The organism is Paenibacillus taichungensis (assembly GCF_013359905.1).
Lineage (GTDB): Bacteria > Bacillota > Bacilli > Paenibacillales > Paenibacillaceae > Paenibacillus > Paenibacillus taichungensis.
In genome coordinates this window covers 314055-332186 of the sequence record NZ_JABMCC010000104.1, presented here as the reverse complement: position 1 = coordinate 332186, position 18132 = coordinate 314055, and the positions used below count along the sequence as shown (strand labels likewise).

The window sequence follows — 18132 nt, the reverse complement described above, 5'->3', positions numbered from 1 at the left end:
CGCCTGGGCCGCATGGCTGCGCCTGCTGCAGGCCCTGCCGCCCGGCCAGGCGCCGGCGCTGCTCGCGGCGCTTCCGCCTGCGGCCCGTTGCGGGCTGCTGCGCGCGCCCGCGAGCGTGCGTGAAGGGCTGCTTGCGCTGTTCGGCACGCCGCATGGCGCGCAGCAGCCCTTCACGCACGAAGTGCCCGCCATGGTACTGGCGGGCACGCTCGCTTTGCTCGCTGGGCGGCAGCGCACTGCGCGTGATTGGGCCGAATGGGCCCAAGTCACTGCACGGCAACCCGCCACCTCCGGCAGCCCGGCGACCACCGTCCCGCCGGGCCTGCACACCCTGCTGCGCCTGACATCACCCGGCGCAGCATCCACCGAAGCATACGCTAACCAGTGCAGTATGCTGCTGGTTCATCTCTAACGACTTCGGTATCCAAAAGGTTTAAGGATTTGGAGTTAATCTCAATCTATGCCCTCATCAGTGATCCCATTTATCCATCCCAATTACTCCTTACGAATAACAGCACGAAAACAACGGATTGCCGGGCCATACATGTCAGACCAGATGGCATCCTCCGGTTCTTTCACGCTCAGCTTACCTTCGATCGTCAGTCCAGTGACAGCCATAATGGTCTCCAGCAGATCAGGGCGCATCTCGGGTACATCAAACGTGGCTATCAACCGTCCGTCCGGCTTCAGCACCCTGGCGAACTCGCGAAAGGCGCGCAGCATCGTGCCTGTATCCAGATGCTCCAACACAGAGATGCAGAATACGCTGTCAAACATCTCCGGTGCATACGGAAGCTGAGCCAGATTGGCCTGCGCAAGATGCAGTCGGTCCAGGCTCAATTCCGGCAGGTCGCGTGCGGCCTGTTCACCAAAATCAGAAGCGATATCCAGCCGGATCGCTTCTCTGGACAAAATACGCTCATCCCAATCACAGGCATGAACTTCCCGGCAGTGCTCTGCCAGCCAAAATTTGAATGGATGGGATATACCACAGGCGGCGTCGAGTACGACGTCTTCTTGACGTGCAAACTGGCGTGCCCATTCGTACTCGTACGGACGGCTCCACCACGCAGGATGCAGTGGAAAAACCAATGTATCCGTTTTGGGGTCGCCCTCCCGAATGTATCTTGATTCCGTGAAATCCGTTGCATTTGGCGTATCCATCATCCCCGAATTCCCTCCTTTAATCCTGCTTCTGCCAGAAAAGATTCCAATACCGTACTCCATCTGCGCCGCCAGTGGGAGATGTCGTAGGATAGCGTCGTCTCGCGGGCATAGATACCCAGCCGCTCCCGCTCGGCCTTATCCTGAACGAGACGCACCAGCGCGGCGGTCAGCGCTTCTTCCCCTGGAGGTACCAGCAGTCCGTTGAAGCCATCCTGAATCAGATCATTCAATCCGCCAACATTGGAAGCAACAACCGGAAGCCCACAGCTCATCGCCTCCAGACAAGCGTAGGATGTTCCTTCCGAGAAGACTGTCGGGATCACCGCGATATCTGCCTGATGGTAGGCCTCGCGAATATCCCTAAAATCATACGTGCGCTGTATAATTCGATCCGCATGGGGGTGCGTGCGATGCCAATATCGGAAGGATCGACCCACCGTACTGCCTTCAACCAGCTCTCCCGCAAATTCGACCTCCAGATCGGGAAAGGCACCGAGCAGTCGGTCTGCTGCCAGCATCATCGGAATAATGCCCCGTTCCATGCTGATGCGGCGTGGATATAAAATGCGCAGTGGACGTGAGGGGTTCACATTAGTTGCAGCCGGTGTGTCGTCGCCCTGATCCTTCAAATGTTCATCCATCAGCTCATTTGGCTGCCGACCAGTGCGGCCCTGTTGGATATCCCTCGAGTCCAGTTCTTCAGCGATTACTGTCACCTCGGATTTGTCCGCCCGCACCATGCCGTTTCCAACGTTTCTTTCCCCCACGGATGACGCAGCATTCAACCCCGAGATGGCAGCTTCAGCATGCTCTTCATGGCCTGCAAGATCTTTCTTCCATGCCGCCAGCCATTCTTCTTCCTGTTCAGGCTCAAACGTACGCCTTGGCGGAGCAGGTGTGAAGTAGGAGGTATCCACCGCATTGGGAATGAGCACGACCTGACTGGCATCCGCAAACGTACAAGCAGCACGGCAAAAGGTCTGAAAATGGGAATCGACCGACACGATGCGTACAAGTCCATCCAGTGCCAGCTGAATATGCTCAGCAACTTGCTGCTTGGTTTCGAGCGGCAGCGCGGGACGATCCCAGTTAATGCCATGGCAGATACCGAGGCTGCCCGGCTTGTAGGCAATGGGCTGCCACAGGCAGCTTGCATAGATCACAGGCCCTCGCGCTGCCGCAGCCATTCGGGCAAAAGCTTCGGGCACATCATTCATATCGTAGGCATACCCATATACATCGATCTGTTCCGTGCGGGTATGAAAAGCTTCAAAATAGGACAACTGATGAACCTCGGGGATATGTCCCAATCCGCGAATCACACTGCACAAATCAAGAACGTAACGCTCCAGACCGCCCCCGAACACCCGGCTGAATTCCCGGTTATATCCATCGGTGAAGCTGTGTGTCAATATGCTGACCACGCCCATCTCACTGCTCCTCCTTCCACGGAATCAGTCGGGGCTCCGGATCAAGAATTGATTCATAGTGTTCCAGGCTGCCCCACTCGCCGTGTGGATCAATTCGTTTATAACGCAAATATTTTCGAACCCGATCCTCCAGACTTCCTGCCCAGCCAAGATGCTGGACTTTCAATTCTGTGCTGATTCCGGGCAGTACAGTGCAGGGTAAAGGGAGGCGAGGCACATGATGATTTTGCTGCGGATAAAAGTAAGGATAACCCGGCATATATCGAACCAGAGAAGCGGTATGACGTCGGTGAAGCCCCCAAAGCTCATCTTCCCGATAGTGAGTTCGTCCGCCCCACATATCGTAGAAGCGGAAAGCGATCCAGTCCGCGTGATCCTGGTTAATCAGAGCGCGTATCGCTTTCTTCGCTTCCGTGCTGTATAGCTCATCGGCATCAACCGAGAGCAACCAATCCGGCGAGGTACCTGCTGCTGCTTGCCATAGTGCATTGCGTAGTCGCCATTCCTCCGCAAATAACGGCTTTTCCAACACTTCCAGACGAACGACCTTTGGATAGGCTCTGCATAGATCGGGTGTTCCATCGGTGCTGGCATCGTCCACAATGACGATCTCATCCACAAATTCACTTAAATCGTCCAGCACTTCCTCCAAATATCGCCCTCGCTCGTTACGTACCTGAAGCATGGCGGTCAGTTTATTGCCCTGACTTTTACGAACCCGACGAACGGAAAACGGCTCTCTGAATAGGTCTGTATCCTGGTGTTTTGCAGCATGCTGCTGATCCCCTTGCCCCTCTGGGTCAGCATGCAGCGATTCCAGCGTTTCCGTTGGAGTATGAGTTGTTTCGGATCGTGTATCCTTATGCACCATCGGTCCATTCACATGTAGTCTGCGCTTCTTCGGGTCCAGCATCATGGCACCTCCCCCAGCAATTGCTGGACGGCTTGATCCAACAGCTCCATCTCGACGATTCGCGCAAGAGCATCTTCATCCTCCAGTGCTGTCTCCAGAAATTGTCTCACCGCCCCGTGACGTTCTCCGCGCAGAGCCAGAGCTAGACCTGATAATTGCCGATAATCCTGTCGGCTGGGGCTATCCTGAATATCCACTGCATGCACCAAATCTAATGCATCTTCCACACGTCCAGTCTCCTGATAGATACGAAATTTCCAATGCCGTGCCGTTTCGCCTCCGAGTTCATCCAAAATGTGCAATGCGTTTCCATAATCATCATTCAGACGCAGCAGTTCTGCCCGGACAAGCTGTTCCTCTCCGGCCTCCAGCCAGCGACAGAGTTGTTCATAATGGTGCCGTTCCTGCTCGTTGCCTGCGCTGATTCCATACACCTGCAACGCATTCTCGATTTCCCCGGCCCTTGCATGAATGGCGGAGAGGAATCGATAGTGGGAGCTTACACAATCATTGCGCCCGTTTAATACCGCGTGGGAGAAGGCCTCCTTGAGTGAAGCAGCCGCTCTGGAATCCTCTAGCACATATTCATAGGCTGCCAGCAAAAAGGAAATCGTCTCATGCGCTCCAGCTTTGGACCGAAGCTGACGATAGAAGTCGGCCCGCACACTACATTGCAGCTGGGTGACCGTATCCTGAACACCCGAGAGGGTCTGTCGCAGCGCATGCAGGAATAGCAGTTCATAGTCCCGGAGAGGGACCTCGAGGTCATCCTTTTGCATGACACCAGCAGGAGAGGTATCCTCTCCATTCAGCCAGATGGCGCGTACACCCTGGAATACCAGCTTCATGTAGCGTGTTTCTGAAGTGGTGCCCACCAGATCGGCGATACCGACCAGTCTTGAAATACAGCTCTCCCATAAGGGGGACTCGGCTTCTTCACCAACCGGCTCGGGAAGAAGTACAATACAGAGCTCCGGATGGAGCGAGGCTGTGGCGGTAAGCCAGTAGGGATGAGCAACCACAGCAACCGTACGGGGCTCCTGCAGCAATTGTTCTGCTTCGGGAAGCGTGATGACGGTGATATTCGCAGGCATTTCCTCGGAGCGCTCCAGACTGCTGACATAGTAGACAGGCCCTTCCGCAACCATCAGAGCAGCGATGTCTGGATAGGGAAAAGCAGACCATCCTCCCTTCCGGGGGAAAAGAATATAACGAAAGGCAGACAGGTCCGTACTTGGCTCTTCTGCATCTACCCCTTGATTAGGCTCCGGGTCCGGGATCGGAGACAGCTCTTCCATCGATGAATCACCTCACTTGATTTGCATTTTTGTCCGTTCACGGATTGAAGCATCACCACCTGATAAACATCAGATTGGCGCTGCTTTGAATGATATCAATGAATCCAATAATTCAATATGTAATGCCCATTTTGCCCAGCGTATTTTATGCCTGACACTAACATATGGGCGTTCCGTCCCAAACATGAGCATCTTCCGTGAATAGACGAAGCTGGCAAGCCCAAAGATTAGGTTTATTTTTTTCTATTGTGTGACCATCATCACTTTTTTTTGCTGTCATGGCAGGGTTTGTGATAATTGTCACATGTATAAAATAGTCTATCTGGCACAATACGTTCATCAATACGTGTTTGGCTGACAGAAACGGAAGAAGGGGCTTCAATGCCAAATACGAAAACTGCGATATGAACAGAAAGAAGGGGTAACGGTATGGATCCGATCATGTTATCGCGTATCCAATATGCGCTCACAACGATTTTCCATTTCTTTTTTGTACCGCTGTCCATCGGTCTTGTGCTGCTGGTAGCCATTATGGAGACGTTGTACGTAGTGAAGGGTAAGGAAGTTTACAAAACGATGGCCAAATTCTGGGGCAAACTGTTCCTGATTAACTTCGCCGTTGGTGTAGTCACAGGCATTCTGCAAGAATTCCAGTTCGGCATGAACTGGTCGGAGTACTCCCGTTTTGTCGGGGATGTATTTGGTGCGCCACTGGCTGTAGAAGCCTTATTGGCGTTTTTTATGGAGTCTACCTTTATTGGACTCTGGATTTTCGGATGGGATCGTTTGTCCAAAAAAGTGCACCTAGCTTGTATCTGGCTGGTATTTGTCGGCACATTCCTGTCTGCGCTCTGGATTCTGGCAGCCAATTCATTCATGCAGCATCCGGTTGGCTTCGAGATTAATAATGGCCGCGCCGAGATGAATGATTTCTTTGCACTGATTACGAATGGTCAACTGCTGGTAGAGTTCCCGCATACGATCTTTGGTGCCCTGATGACAGGTGCATTCGTCGTAACCGGGATTAGTGCCTACAAGTTGATGAAGAAGCAGGATGTGGAAATATTCCGCAATTCGTTCAACATTGCCATCATTATTGGCCTGGTTTCCTCGCTAGGGGTTGCCTTCTCGGGTCACTTCCAGGCGCAATATCTAGTGGAGACGCAGCCAATGAAAATGGCAGCCAGTGAAGGAACATGGACGACGACGGAAGACCCTGCACCATGGACCGTGGTAGCCTTTATCGACCCGAACAAACAGGAGAATTCCAGAGAAATCAAAATCCCTGGATTGCTCAGTTATCTGTCCTATAGCAAGTTCTCTGGCAGTGTCAAAGGCATGAAAGAATTGCAGGCGGAGTATGAGCAGACGTATGGTCCAGGAGACTACATTCCTCCGGTACGGACGACGTTCTGGAGCTTCCGCATCATGATTGCTGCGGGCGGATTGATGATTTTGCTAGCGATATACGGTACATTCCTGGCGATGCGCCGCAAATTGGAGGGAGCAGGCAAGTGGTTTATGCGTCTGATGGTGTTTGCCATTTCCCTTCCGTTTATCGCTAATACGTCGGGCTGGATTATGACAGAGGTGGGAAGGCAGCCGTGGACGGTATTTGGTTATATGACAACCGCAGCCGGGGTATCCCCGAACGTAAGCGCAGGCCAGATTTTGTTCTCCACCATTGCTTTTACAGCAGCGTATACGGTTCTCGGCATTGTGATGGTCTACCTGTTCGTTCGTGAAATCAAGGCAGGGCCATATGCAGTCGAAAAGCCGGAGGAGCATGATGAATCGGCCGATCCGTTCGGCGTGGATGGGGGTTATTCTGTTGTCACTAAGTGAGTTGTGGTTTTTGCTGATTGCCGTCTTGTTTGTTGGTTTTTTCTTTCTAGAAGGTTTTGATTTTGGTGTGGGCATGTCTACTGCAATGATTGGCAAAACGGATCGTGAACGTCGTACCCTGATCAACTCGATCGGTCCGTTCTGGGATGGCAATGAAGTATGGCTGATTACGGCAGGGGGTGCAATGTTTGCAGCCTTCCCGCACTGGTATGCCACGCTGTTTAGCGGGTTTTATCTGCCGCTGGTCGTCGTGCTGCTGGCCTTGATCGGACGTGGAGTTGCCTTTGAATTCCGCAGCAAAATGAGACATGAACGCTGGCGCAAAACATGGGACATCATCATTGTAGTCTCCAGTGCGTTACTGCCATTCTTGTTCGGCGTTGTTTTCGCTACCTTGATGAAAGGCCTGCCTATTGATGCTCAGATGCAGCTCCGTCCCGGCTTCCTGGACATCGTCAATCCGTATACGGTGGTAGGTGGGTTGAGCGTGACGTTGTTGTGTCTGGTGCATGGTCTGCTGTTTGCTTCCTTGCGGACCGTCGGAGATCTTAGAGAACGTGCCCTGAATATGGCCAAAAAACTGATGTTGCCGCTGGCCGCGATCCTCGCGATCTACGCTGTGATGACATACTTCATGACCGATGTGTTTGCCGTACGCGGCTGGGCTCTCTGGATTATGGTTGTCCTTGGCGCTGCTTCATTGGGGCTGGCCGCTTACTTCGTGCGTCAGAAACGTGAAGCCTGGGCCTTCGGTATGACGGGAGCCGTGATTGCAATTGCGTTTGCCTCCGTATTTATCGGTCTGTTCCCAAGGGTCATGGTGAGTTCAATGGGTTCGGCGTTTGACCTGACAGTCTATAATGCTTCATCCGGTGCATATTCGCTTAAAGTGATGACGATTGTGGCTTGTACGCTGCTTCCGTTTGTACTCGGCTATCAGATCTGGAGTTATTACATTTTCCGCAAACGTCTGAACGATCAGCATCACCTGGAGTACTGATATGGGACGGGGGCTGCTGAAGCTGCCGGGCATCCGGCCAGTACTGGCGCTGGCCTCAGCGCTAGTACTGTTACAGGCGATGACGATTATCATGCAGGCGAAATGGCTGGCACAGGCGATTACGGCATTGTTTCAAGGTTCACCCGTAACGGAGCAGTACCCGGTACTGCTGTTGTTCCTGGCCGCTTTTGCCGCCCGCTATGCCCTGTCATTCTGGTTGCAGCTCATCACTTCGCGGTACGCGGAGAAGACAGGAAACGATCTGCGTAGACAGATGGTGGAGCAGTGGTTCCGGCTGGGGCCGCGTTTTGCCAAAACGGAAGGAACAGGGCACCTAGTAACCTTGGCACGCGAAGGAACAGCCCAGTATAAGACATATCTTGAACTGTTTATTCCCCGAATGCTGGGGATGGGGTTCACGCCAATCGTTATTCTGTTCTATGTCTTCAAGCTGGATATGATGTCCGGGGTTATTTTGACGCTGACGCTGCCGATCCTGATTGTGTTTATGATTTTGGTGGGGTTGGCTGCACAACGCAAGATCGATGGACAGTTCAAGTCGTACAAAGCGCTGGCCAACCATTTCGTAGATACGCTCCGTGGGCTGGAAACACTCAAAACACTGGGACAAAGCGGTAAGCATGGGGAAACGATCATTCGGGTCAGTCAACGTTATCGCAAGGCTACGATGTCTACGCTGCGTATGGCTTTTCTGTCCTCCTTCGCACTTGATTTCTTCACCATGCTGTCGGTGGCTTCGGTAGCGGTTGGAATGGGGCTGCGCCTGACGGAAGGACATATGCTGCTTGGACCAGCGCTGACCGTACTCATTCTCGCACCGGAATACTTCCTGCCTGTACGAATGGTAGGCGCAGATTACCACGCTACACTGGACGGCAAAGAGGCCGGGGGAGCGATCAGCCAGATGATTGAACGAGGGAAAATGGCCGAACGTAAGCAAAAGGAAGCATACACAAGTGCTGTTCTGCATGGTGTGTCAGAAAAAAACGGAGAATCCTCTTCTTGTGAGCTTTCTTCTGGCCTAAGCGGTGTGGCTCCATCCACCATACGGGTGGTTTTACGTGAGGTGGATGCCCGAAGTGGCGTGGCTGCTTTCTCATCCAAACCCTCTTGGGAGGCAACGAGCAGACTGGCGCTCACTAACGTACAGGTACGGCATCAGGAAGACGGGCCATGTTCGCTGAATGATGTGACGTTTCAGGTTTCTGGTCTTGGTAAAGTAGGGATTATCGGAGCGAGCGGAGCAGGGAAATCAACCCTGATTGATGTGCTGGCAGGTTTCCAGCAGCTTACTTCAGGTCAGATCTTATATAACGGCCAGCCCTTATCTCCAGAGATGATGGAAGATTGGAGAAAACAAACGGCGGCGATTCCGCAGCATCCAACTATTTTCAGTGGCAGCTTGGCAGATAATGTTCGGTTCTATATGCCTGAAGCTTCGGATGTGGAGGTGGCTGACGCCATTCACGCAGCAGGTCTGCATAAGCTTGCCTCCTCCTTGCCGAATGGGTTGCAGGAACCGATTGGGGCTGGGGGAAGGCAGCTCAGCGGCGGGCAGGAACAGCGGGTGGCCTTGGCGAGAGCTCTGCTTAGTGCGCGCCCGATCCTACTGCTGGATGAGCCGACTGCGCATCTGGATGTGGAGACCGAGTATGAACTGAAACAGACCATGTTACCGCTGTTTGAGGGTAAGCTGGTGTTTCTGGCAACACATCGACTGCATTGGATGCCGCATATGGATCGCATTATCGTGATGGATGGCGGCACGGTTGCAGAGACAGGAACACATGAGGAATTATTGGTCCGACAAGGCGTATATTACCAGATGATTCAGGCCCAGATGGAGGCGGTGTAAGATGAAAGCCGGTTATGAGCAGACAGAAACAGCTCGGAGCGGGGGCAAAAAGAATAGCTGGATCACTCCGTACGTGGCACAGTACCGCTGGAGACTCTTTGCAGTCATTGCGCTGGGGATATGCGCTACATTGTGTGCTGTGCTGCTGCTCTTCACCTCCGGGTTTCTGATCTCCAAGTCAGCGCTCCGTCCTGAAAATATTTTGATGGTATATGTACCTATCGTGGGTGTTCGTGCATTTGGGATTTTCCGTGCCGTATTCCGGTATGTCGAACGTCTGGCCGGTCATGATGCGGTTTTGCGTATACTCGCGGATCAGCGCGTGAAGCTGTACCGGATTTTGGAGCCGCAGGCACTGTTCCTGCGCTCTCGTATGCAGACGGGAGACGTACTTGTTGCTCTTGCAGAGGATGTAGAACGACTGCAGGATATTTACCTGCGTACAGTATTTCCGGCGGTTACGGCGCTCATGATGTACGGTGGAGCTGTTGTGGCCTTTGGCAGCGTTGATCTGGGTTTTGCAATGTGGATGGGGTTGTATATGCTGTTTCTGGTTGCCGTGCTGCCAGCCATTTCCCTCCGAGTGACTTGGAAGTTGCGAGTGCGGATGAAGCGGGAAAACGCCAAGTTGTACACTCGTCTGACCGATGGTGTGCTTGGCCTCGGAGATTGGATAGCAAGTGGACGAGCTGAAGAATTTGTGCGTCGGCAGGAAGAGACTGAAGGCCAGGCAGATATGATTCGCCTCCGCTTGCGGCAATGGACGCGCTGGCGTGATCTGGTTGCGCAGTGCGTGATCGGACTTATGGTGGTATCCGTGACCTTATGGGCGGGAAGTGCGTCTTCTGCGGGACAGCTGCCTGCGGTTATGATTGCTGCATTTGTGCTGGTACTGTTTCCACTCACAGAAGCACTGCTGCCCGTAGGAGATGCGGTGGAGCATATTCCGCAGTATCGTGAATCGCTGGAACGCTTGCAGCATTTGGAAGGTGAAGAGCATAAACCAGAACAGTCTGGAACCGAAGGGGCGAATGCAGCAGCCGGAGCCAAAGCGGATATGACTTTAGGTGTATCAGGTAGTAATCTGGTAGCTGGAGAGCAGCTGGATTCCCTGAATCGCACGGAAAGAGCTTCGGATCGACGCATCCGCTTACGCATTCCGCCCAGGCTACGAGCTGACATTCAGATCGATCAGGTGAGTTATCGTTATACGCCAGATGCTCCTTGTGCGGTGCAGGAGGTATCCCTTCATCTACCTCAGGGTAAACGCTTGGCTATTCTCGGTCGCAGTGGCGGTGGGAAATCAACCCTTCTGAAGCTCATTCAGGGAGCATTGCTCCCATCCGTCGGGAACGTATTCATCAATGATCTTCCAGTACAAACGGTGGGCGAAAATATAACGGATGTCATTGCGGTGCTGAACCAAAGTCCACATCTATTTGATACAACGGTAGCCAACAATCTGCGAATCGGCCGTCCGCATGCAACAGACGAAGAAATCCAGCGAGTGGCTGCGCAAGTAGGTTTATCCGATCTCATTGAATCCTTGCCGCAGGGTTATCATACCCCGATGCTGGAGACAGGACTTCGTTTCTCTGGTGGAGAAAGACAGCGAATTGCACTGGCCCGGGTGCTTCTTCGCGAAACACCTGTTGTTATTTTCGATGAACCAACGGTAGGACTTGATCCTGTGACGGAACGAGCCCTCATGCGGACGATTATGGACAGCATGCAGGGCAAAACAATGATCTGGGTCACCCATCACCTGATGGGAGTGGAACGGATGGATGAACTTATTTTTATGGAAAATGGACAGATCACCATGCAGGGTTCTCACGAACAATTGCTAGCCCGGGAAGAGCGTTATCGCCGTCTCGTTGAACTTGATCGACCGGGTTGGGCAGATGGGCAGCAACCTGCGGTCCCGCTACCACCTGTAGCCTCAAGATAAGAGCGAATATAAGGTGCAGGCAGGGGCGGGTATCGGAAGGGTAGGGGGCGTTTGCAGAGGCTTGTGCACGACATTGTAGCTGTTACCCTCTTAAATGTTAGTTCAATTCATCAGCGACATAGCAAAGAGACGAGCCACAGGATGAGTGGGCTCGTCTCTTTTTTTACACCTTTTGTTGAAACGTTTGTTACTAATATTACATCTCCACCAGCATCAAAATAATGGACGAGAGGCAAAGGCAGGTACTGATAAGATACAGGACGCCAACCACCTGATTGTGATTCAGACCTGCACGCAGCAAGCGATAGTGAGCTTGACTTGCATCTGCCTGATAGATGGCTTTGCCTTGAATGAAACGTTTGATGACCACAAAAATGTTGTCGAAGATCGGTACGCCGAGTGCCAAAATCGGGATGAAGATGGACAACATGGTCGCTTGTTTGAATGCACCGTCCAGGGCGATTACCGCCAGGATAAAGCCGAGAAACGTAGCCCCTGCATCTCCCATAAACACTTTGGCTGGAGCTTTGTTATATTTCAGATAACCAAGGGTTACACCCACCAGCGTAATGGCCATGAGGGCAGAATCGGTTTGGCCTTTGGTTATTGCAACGATAAACAGTGTAATGGCTGAGATGGCGGACAAACCACCTGCCAGTCCGTCCATGCCATCCGTGAAGTTAATGACTGTCGTCACACCGAAGATCCACAGGATCGTCAAAATGAATTGCAGCCAGATCGGAAGCATAATGTATTCGGAGTTGAAGGGATTCACAAATCCTGTGAACGCAATGCCGGAAGCAAAAACGAGTACTGCCGCCGAGACTTGAATGATCATTTTAGGCAGGGCAGGGAAGTCTTTGCCTTTCGTTTTGTACCAGTCATCGACTGTACCAATCGTTAATAGAAGCATTCCGCCGGCGACCAGGGCCGCCGTTTCCCAAGAAATTTCTTTCGTAAGAACAATGTATGTCAGGAAGAATCCAGTAAATATCGCGTAACTCGCCGTCAGTGGAATGGGCTGCCTGTGCAGCTTACGCTCTACATCTTCTCGGGGCTTGTCCACAAAATCGAGCCGATGTGCCAGTCGACCAAGCGGCGGAATAAGCAGAACCACGACAGCAAAAGACAGCATAAAAGCCAGTATGTATACCATAAATTCGCTTGATTCACTCCTATCTACCAATTTCCCCCTATTATACGAGCTAAACAGGAAATCTGTCGATGTCATTATTGTAACCTAAGCTTCATTCAAACTTGTATGAGAACCAAATTTAGCTTAGAGTCTGGGGCAGATAGGAGCCAAAGAGGGAAATCGCCGCATCTGCGCTATAACCATCATCGCCTTGCCAGGTTGTGGCAAAGTGGAAGTCGCTGTACCCGCCTCGGCTTTTTCGTGGCGTATCCTGCGGCACAAGCAGACCGGATGCACCCCAGATTTCGAGGATGGCGTCTCGTTCCTGTTTGCTCGAAGGAAATAAGCCTTTCCAGCGTTTCTCTAACCCGCGTGCGCTGTCGTGAGGCTCGCAGGTTTGCGCTGCTTCAAGCATGCTCACAAGTATAGCGATGTCTGCGTCAGTCACTTCATAGATGGCTTCCTTGCTAGCCAGCAGTAGATCCAGATCCATCAGGCAGTATAACAGGTTGTTGTGGCGGACTCCGCCCCATTTCACCCGTTCAAAGTTCAATACGTTCAGATCGACGTCCGTGTACGTCTTGTCCGATTGCAGGCGCAGGAAGTTACAATCCCCACAGGAGCTGGTGTTGGCATGCAGTGCTCGGCGTTCCTCATAGGTATGCAAAGGCAGCTGCGATGTTAAAGCCCAGCTGGAAAGGGCACTGCGCAGATAACCTTTTTTGGTAGATAAACTGTGTAAAAATGCTGATACTACCCGTCGCTTGATGGAGTTGTCCTGATGAATCTCATGCAAACGCGCGACGATCTCATCATGGGTAATGGTCAGTGGATCGAACATGACACCTCTGCTTTTGGCATATTCAAAGTCATCCCCTGAGAAGGGAGCAGATATTGTTTTCCAGCCGCCGCTTCCCCAAAAGGTGCCTAGCAGGATTTTTGCTGCTTTTTTATCCAAGAAATAAACCTCCTTTATACAATCGATAAGATGATGGATCGCATGATTAAGCTTCATTTTCCTTAATGTACATATTCCTTGGTTGTATTCAGAATCAGTTCAACAAGACCTGGAAAACGGGAGTTCAAATCTTCTTTTCGCAGAGAATAAAAGTGCTGTTTGCCTTCAATGCGAGGCCGGATAAGGCCTGCTTCACGTAAGATTTTGATGTGATGAGACAACGTTGATTTGGAAATATGGTCTACTTCGAAGGCGGAACAGTTTTTCTCCCCAGAGCTGGCCAGACAGTGTGCAATTTTCATCCGTACCGGATCACCGAGTGCGTTGCAGACCGTGGTCAGATTCAATTCCGAAGCCATAGGTATCGTTGGAGTTTTCATATCTATGACGGTAGCATATTCGACAAGCTCTTTCAATGTTTGAATTTTTTCGAACTGATGGTTGTTATTGATGCAGAAAGTATGTTACATTTCATCTCAGTTAGTTTGAAATTTTTCGAACTTAAATCGAAATCGGCTTATATACCTCAGGAGGAATACCCATGACTACCTTGTTAAACAACTATTTCCGTCTATTTGACGCTTCCCGTACTGACGAACGCGCGATGCAGGATCTATTGTCCCTGTTTACACCGGATGCTGAGATTGTGCTTAATGGAACCAGCAGAACAGGATTCGATGGTTTTATGAAAGCTTTCTATGAATACAATAGCGATGTGAAACACATGTGGGACCAATGGAAGCTTCAGCCGGACGGTAGCTATCAAACAAACTGGGCGGTATGCGGACAAGCTGCGGACGGAACGGTGTATGCCAAAACAGGCATCGATATCGCTCGTGTGAATGAGGCGGGGAAGATTGTATATTTGGAAAATGTGCAGGCAGATAAGGATGCATTCAGCAAATATAATGGATGATTGCAATAGTTAGCATATGGATGCATACATTCTTTTCTAGTTCTTTTTAATGAGATACTTCATTATCTATCTTGTATATCATGTCACCATTGCTGATGGTGTGGTGGGCAATGCAACTATGGTACTTGGGGTATTTGTACAAAAAAAGTACATGAAGAAGGGCCACCCATATGTCATAGACATAGTGGGATGGCCCTCTTTAACGTGCAGCGATTCGTTGCCGTAGCAAGTCACTTCTGCATCGTCTTATTCTGAAAAGCCGCAATATCCGCATACTCTTCTTCGAATTTGCGGGAGATGCGGATGAAGATCGGCAGCAGTTCACGATAGATGCGAACGCTATCCGGGTCTGGCTGATGACGATGGGTCGATCCAATCATGCCGGAGACGGCGCTGAGGGAATCGATGCGCCCAAGAGCATAAAGCCCTAACACTGCTGCCCCAAGGCAGGAGCTTTCGATACTTTCAGGAATGATGACATCCTGGTCAAAAATATCAGCCATCATCTGTCGCCACAGCTCAGAGCGGGCGAAGCCGCCAGTCGCCTGAATCTTTTTGGGACGCCCGATTTTCTCTTCAATCGCCAGCATGACGGTGTACAGGTTAAACAAGACACCTTCAAGAGCAGCGCGAATCATATGCTCCTTCTTATGATGCAGCGTCAGGCCGAAGAATGAACCACGTGCATTCGGATTCCAGAGTGGGGCCCGCTCACCCGTCATGTACGGATGGAACAGCAGGCCTTCCGAGCCTGGAGGTACATTTTCGGCGACGCGGGTTAATACTTCATACGGATCAATTCCGAGTCGTTTCGCTGTCTCTACCTCGGATGCCGCAAACTCATCCCGAATCCAACGGAATATAACCCCGCCATTGTTGACCGGACCGCCAATCACCCACGCATCCTCAGTGAGCGCATAACAGAAGAAACGCCCTTTCGGATCGGTGACCGGCTTGTCCACGACGGTACGAATCGCTCCGCTGGTCCCGATGGTAACCGCTACGACGCCTGGATCAATGGCGTTAACGCCAAGATTGGAGAGCACGCCGTCACTTGCCCCGATGACAAATGGTGTCGAATCCGCAATACCCATCTCCTTGGCATACTCAGGATTCAAGCCTTTCTTAAGTACATGTGTCGTCGGCACGAGGCGGGACAGGTGATCCGGAGTGATGCCTGCGACATGGAGAGCTTCCTCGTCCCAGTCGAGCTTTTCGAGATTCATCATCCCTGTGGCAGAGGCCATGGAGTGGTCAATTACATACTCGGAGAACAATTTATAAAATACGTATTCTTTCATTGAAATAAATTTGTGAGTCTGTTTGAACAGTTCCGGTTGATCTCTGGTTAGCCACATGATTTTGGTCAGAGGTGACATCGGATGAATCGGTGTACCGGTTCTCAAATAGATTTCGTGACCGTTCATTTCGGTTTTGAGTGCTTCTGTCCACTCGGCACTGCGATTGTCTGCCCAAGTCATCGCCCGCATCAGTGGTTTGCCGTGTTCATCAACAGGCAGAATGCTGTGCATGGCTGAACTGAACGATACAAACAGGATTTCATCCGGTTTGATGCCGGCCTTGGAGGTCGCTTGTTTAACCGAGTCTACTACCGCTTTGAAAATATCTTCTGCATCCTGCTCTGCAATCGCAGGAGTAGGGGTATACAGCGGGTAATCGGCACCGCCTTGAGCCACAATGGTTCCGTTCTCTTCGAACAGGACGGCCTTGGTGGAGGTGGTGCCGATATCTACGCCGATCATATAGGGTGAAGAAGCCATTTTGTCATCCCTCTTTCTTGAATATATAAGTTAAATGAATGCTGTTTATTCATCCAACTTATATGGCATCTGGTATTTATCTATAGATAAGAATATCAGACTTGAGGGATGGATCAAAATGCGCTATCCCTAATCCTTTACAGCTCCTGCGGCAATATCGGAGATAAACTGGCGGCTGATGAACAGGAACATCACGATCAGCGGAATAACAGCCAGCAATGTACCCGCAATAACCATCGCGTAATCCGTATTGTACAGTCCGTTTAATTGAGACAACGCAATCTGCAGTGTATACTTTCGTGCATCTGTCAGGACGATCAGGGGCCAGAGATAATCATTCCATACGCCAATAAATGTGAACGCACCGAGGAAAGCAAACGCAGGCCGCAGAATGGGCAACGCTACATTCCAATAGAGCCGGAAAAAATTACAGCCATCGATTCGCCCGGCGTCCAGCAGGTCATTCGGTATGGACTCCGTGGCATATTGGCGAATCCAGAAGATGCCGAAGGCGTTCACCATGCCCGGAATAATGAGGGCTTTGAAGGAACCGACCCATCCGAACGTGGCCATGAGCACGAAGGAAGGGACCAGCGACAGCTGGGAAGGCACCATCATGGTGGCGAGCAGCAGGACGAAGAGCCATTTTTTACCCGGGAATTCAAACTTCGCAAACGCAAACCCTGCCAGTGAATCAAAAAACAGTACCAGTACCGTCACCAAGCCCGACACAAACAACGTATTCATGAATGCGCCCCAGAAATCAATCTGCTGAAGCACCCGACTGATATTGTTCCACAGTTCGCCCCCGAACCAGAGCTGAGGTGGGAACTTATAAATGTCGGACGTCGTCCGGGTAGACATTACAATCAGCCAATAGAACGGGAACATGGAAATGAGCATGCCCCCGATAAGACCGATATACAACACCAGCGATTTGAGAGATTTGGACGTCATGAGCGCTCCCCCCTTGTCACATCAGGATGACTTGCCTTGAACGAGCTTCCAGTTCACAATCGAGAACAGGGCGATAATGAGGAACATGCCCCAACCAACCGCAGCACCGTAGCCGAAGTAGTTATTAATGAAAGATTCGCGGTAAAGGTACAATACAATGGTCATCCCGGCTGCACCTGCGCCGCCATCGTTACCCACGAGAATTTGTGGCTCGGTGAATAGCTGCATGCCGCCGATTGTTGATGTGATCACAGTGAACAGAATGACGGGACGCAGCATTGGAATCGTAATTCGGAAAAAAGACTGTATCCCGGATGCCCCGTCAATCTTGGCAGCCTCGTACAATGTCTGCGGGATGCTCTGAAGTCCGGCCAGATAGATGACTGCGTTGTATCCTGTCCAGCGCCAGACCACCATGGAGGAGATTGCCACTTTGATGCCCCATGGCGCGTTCAGCCACTCCACCACTGGAAGCCCGACGGACTGGAGCAAATAGTTGAGAAACCCGTAGTTGTTGGCAAATAGGGCACCGAAGATAATGGCGACGGCCACGATGGACGTCACGTTCGGCAAGAAATACCCTACCCGAAACAGCGTACGGAACTTCACAAAAGGTGCATGCAGCAGAAACGCAATGATTAGGGCAAAGAACAACATCGGGATGGTGGAATAAATCCAGATCATGAACGTGTTACCCACCGCTTGCCAGAATTCAGCATCGGTCAGCATATATTTAAAGTTGTTTAGTCCGTTATAGGTCATCACACCAATGCCATCCCATTTGTGAAAGGCCAGATATAAGGAAAAACCGATTGGAAACAGTCCAAACACGGCAAACAGAATGTAAAACGGGGAGATCGCCACATAGAGTGCACGATGTTCCCACATCCGGGACAAGAGTGATT

16 protein-coding genes are annotated in these 18132 nt (G+C 51.4%); 6 read left to right on the top strand and 10 right to left on the bottom strand.

Features of this window, described 5'->3' with window-relative positions:
* A partial coding sequence (locus HP548_RS09705; RefSeq protein ID WP_175381524.1) for a hypothetical protein occupies positions 1 to 412 on the top strand: 412 nt, incomplete at its 5' end.
* 83 nt (positions 413 to 495) lie between these two features.
* Here HP548_RS09705 and HP548_RS09700 read toward each other — a convergent pair.
* Genes HP548_RS09700 through HP548_RS09685 form a run of 4 tightly spaced genes read right to left on the bottom strand, consistent with a single transcriptional unit; the run spans position 496 to position 4808 of the window.
* Positions 496 to 1167 (bottom strand): class I SAM-dependent methyltransferase, encoded by a 672-nt coding sequence (locus tag HP548_RS09700; protein ID WP_076287412.1) that lies wholly within the window; start codon positions 1165 to 1167, stop codon positions 496 to 498.
* The gene (locus tag HP548_RS09695) at positions 1164 to 2597 is read right to left on the bottom strand and encodes a glycosyltransferase family 4 protein (protein WP_175381523.1); all 1434 of its coding nucleotides are present in this window, start codon (positions 2595 to 2597) and stop codon (positions 1164 to 1166) included. The genes HP548_RS09700 and HP548_RS09695 overlap by 4 nt, the downstream gene beginning before the upstream one ends.
* A 1-nt stretch (position 2598) precedes the next feature.
* Entirely contained in the window at positions 2599 to 3510 is a 912-nt protein-coding gene (locus HP548_RS09690) for a glycosyltransferase (protein ID WP_246317999.1), read from the bottom strand.
* Positions 3510 to 4808 carry a hypothetical protein gene (locus HP548_RS09685; RefSeq protein WP_175381522.1) on the bottom strand — a complete coding sequence of 433 codons (1299 nt, stop codon included), beginning with the start codon at positions 4806 to 4808 and terminating at the stop codon, positions 3510 to 3512. Before HP548_RS09685 ends, HP548_RS09690 begins: the two co-directional genes overlap by 1 nt.
* Positions 4809 to 5237: 429 nt before the next feature.
* On the opposite strand from HP548_RS09685, the gene HP548_RS09680 reads away from it, so the two are divergent.
* From HP548_RS09680 to cydC, 4 genes are read left to right on the top strand one after another with little or no spacing between them, the layout of a single operon-like run.
* Entirely contained in the window at positions 5238 to 6653 is a 1416-nt protein-coding gene (locus tag HP548_RS09680) for a cytochrome ubiquinol oxidase subunit I (protein WP_175381521.1), read from the top strand.
* Positions 6637 to 7653: a cytochrome d ubiquinol oxidase subunit II gene (cydB, locus tag HP548_RS09675; protein WP_063567358.1), complete on the top strand. Its 1017-nt coding sequence runs from the start codon at positions 6637 to 6639 to the stop codon at positions 7651 to 7653. The genes HP548_RS09680 and cydB overlap by 17 nt, the downstream gene beginning before the upstream one ends.
* A gap of 1 nt (position 7654) precedes the next feature.
* On the top strand, positions 7655 to 9529 hold the full coding sequence (cydD, locus tag HP548_RS09670) for a thiol reductant ABC exporter subunit CydD (RefSeq protein WP_175381520.1): 1875 nt from the start codon (positions 7655 to 7657) through the stop codon (positions 9527 to 9529).
* Between the two features lies 1 nt (position 9530).
* Positions 9531 to 11480 (top strand): thiol reductant ABC exporter subunit CydC, encoded by a 1950-nt coding sequence (cydC, locus tag HP548_RS09665; protein WP_175381519.1) that lies wholly within the window; start codon positions 9531 to 9533, stop codon positions 11478 to 11480.
* Positions 11481 to 11676: 196 nt separating this feature from the next.
* Here the strand turns inward: cydC and HP548_RS09660 are convergent, their stop codons facing one another.
* The 3 genes from HP548_RS09660 to HP548_RS09650 form a co-directional block, all read right to left on the bottom strand.
* Positions 11677 to 12636 (bottom strand): MraY family glycosyltransferase, encoded by a 960-nt coding sequence (locus HP548_RS09660; protein ID WP_076287418.1) that lies wholly within the window; start codon positions 12634 to 12636, stop codon positions 11677 to 11679.
* 118 nt (positions 12637 to 12754) lie between these two features.
* Positions 12755 to 13573: a hypothetical protein gene (locus HP548_RS09655; RefSeq protein ID WP_175381518.1), complete on the bottom strand. Its 819-nt coding sequence runs from the start codon at positions 13571 to 13573 to the stop codon at positions 12755 to 12757.
* 62 nt (positions 13574 to 13635) lie between these two features.
* Positions 13636 to 13953: an ArsR/SmtB family transcription factor gene (locus HP548_RS09650; protein ID WP_076287711.1), complete on the bottom strand. Its 318-nt coding sequence runs from the start codon at positions 13951 to 13953 to the stop codon at positions 13636 to 13638.
* Between the two features lie 161 nt (positions 13954 to 14114).
* Between HP548_RS09650 and HP548_RS09645 the strand changes: the two genes are divergently transcribed.
* Positions 14115 to 14489 carry a nuclear transport factor 2 family protein gene (locus tag HP548_RS09645; protein ID WP_076287425.1) on the top strand — a complete coding sequence of 125 codons (375 nt, stop codon included), beginning with the start codon at positions 14115 to 14117 and terminating at the stop codon, positions 14487 to 14489.
* A gap of 230 nt (positions 14490 to 14719) precedes the next feature.
* Here HP548_RS09645 and gntK read toward each other — a convergent pair whose 3' ends face one another.
* From gntK to HP548_RS09630, 3 genes are all read right to left on the bottom strand, one after another.
* Complete coding sequence (gene gntK, locus HP548_RS09640; protein WP_099857270.1) at positions 14720 to 16270, bottom strand: gluconokinase; 1551 nt, start codon at positions 16268 to 16270, stop codon at positions 14720 to 14722.
* A gap of 129 nt (positions 16271 to 16399) precedes the next feature.
* Complete coding sequence (locus HP548_RS09635; RefSeq protein ID WP_072733733.1) at positions 16400 to 17227, bottom strand: carbohydrate ABC transporter permease; 828 nt, start codon at positions 17225 to 17227, stop codon at positions 16400 to 16402.
* Between the two features lie 21 nt (positions 17228 to 17248).
* The gene (locus tag HP548_RS09630) at positions 17249 to 18115 is read right to left on the bottom strand and encodes a carbohydrate ABC transporter permease (RefSeq protein WP_076287712.1); all 867 of its coding nucleotides are present in this window, start codon (positions 18113 to 18115) and stop codon (positions 17249 to 17251) included.
* Positions 18116 to 18132: the final 17 nt, after the last annotated feature.

Excerpts from the sequence above, each read along its gene's own strand:
- HP548_RS09650 (WP_076287711.1), bottom strand. The coding sequence starts at position 13,953 with ATGAAAACTCCAACGATACCTATGGCTTCGGAATTGAATCTGACCACG.
- cydC (WP_175381519.1), top strand. The coding sequence starts at position 9,531 with ATGAAAGCCGGTTATGAGCAGACAGAAACAGCTCGGAGCGGGGGCAAA.
- HP548_RS09660 (WP_076287418.1), bottom strand. The coding sequence starts at position 12,636 with ATGGTATACATACTGGCTTTTATGCTGTCTTTTGCTGTCGTGGTTCTG.
- HP548_RS09680 (WP_175381521.1), top strand. The coding sequence starts at position 5,238 with ATGGATCCGATCATGTTATCGCGTATCCAATATGCGCTCACAACGATT.
- HP548_RS09635 (WP_072733733.1), bottom strand. The coding sequence starts at position 17,227 with ATGACGTCCAAATCTCTCAAATCGCTGGTGTTGTATATCGGTCTTATC.
- gntK (WP_099857270.1), bottom strand. The coding sequence starts at position 16,270 with ATGGCTTCTTCACCCTATATGATCGGCGTAGATATCGGCACCACCTCC.
- HP548_RS09695 (WP_175381523.1), bottom strand. The coding sequence starts at position 2,597 with ATGGGCGTGGTCAGCATATTGACACACAGCTTCACCGATGGATATAAC.
- HP548_RS09645 (WP_076287425.1), top strand. The coding sequence starts at position 14,115 with ATGACTACCTTGTTAAACAACTATTTCCGTCTATTTGACGCTTCCCGT.
- HP548_RS09685 (WP_175381522.1), bottom strand. The coding sequence starts at position 4,808 with ATGGAAGAGCTGTCTCCGATCCCGGACCCGGAGCCTAATCAAGGGGTA.
- HP548_RS09690 (WP_246317999.1), bottom strand. The coding sequence starts at position 3,510 with ATGCTGGACCCGAAGAAGCGCAGACTACATGTGAATGGACCGATGGTG.
- HP548_RS09700 (WP_076287412.1), bottom strand. The coding sequence starts at position 1,167 with ATGATGGATACGCCAAATGCAACGGATTTCACGGAATCAAGATACATT.
- HP548_RS09630 (WP_076287712.1), bottom strand. The coding sequence starts at position 18,115 with ATGTGGGAACATCGTGCACTCTATGTGGCGATCTCCCCGTTTTACATT.
- cydD (WP_175381520.1), top strand. The coding sequence starts at position 7,655 with ATGGGACGGGGGCTGCTGAAGCTGCCGGGCATCCGGCCAGTACTGGCG.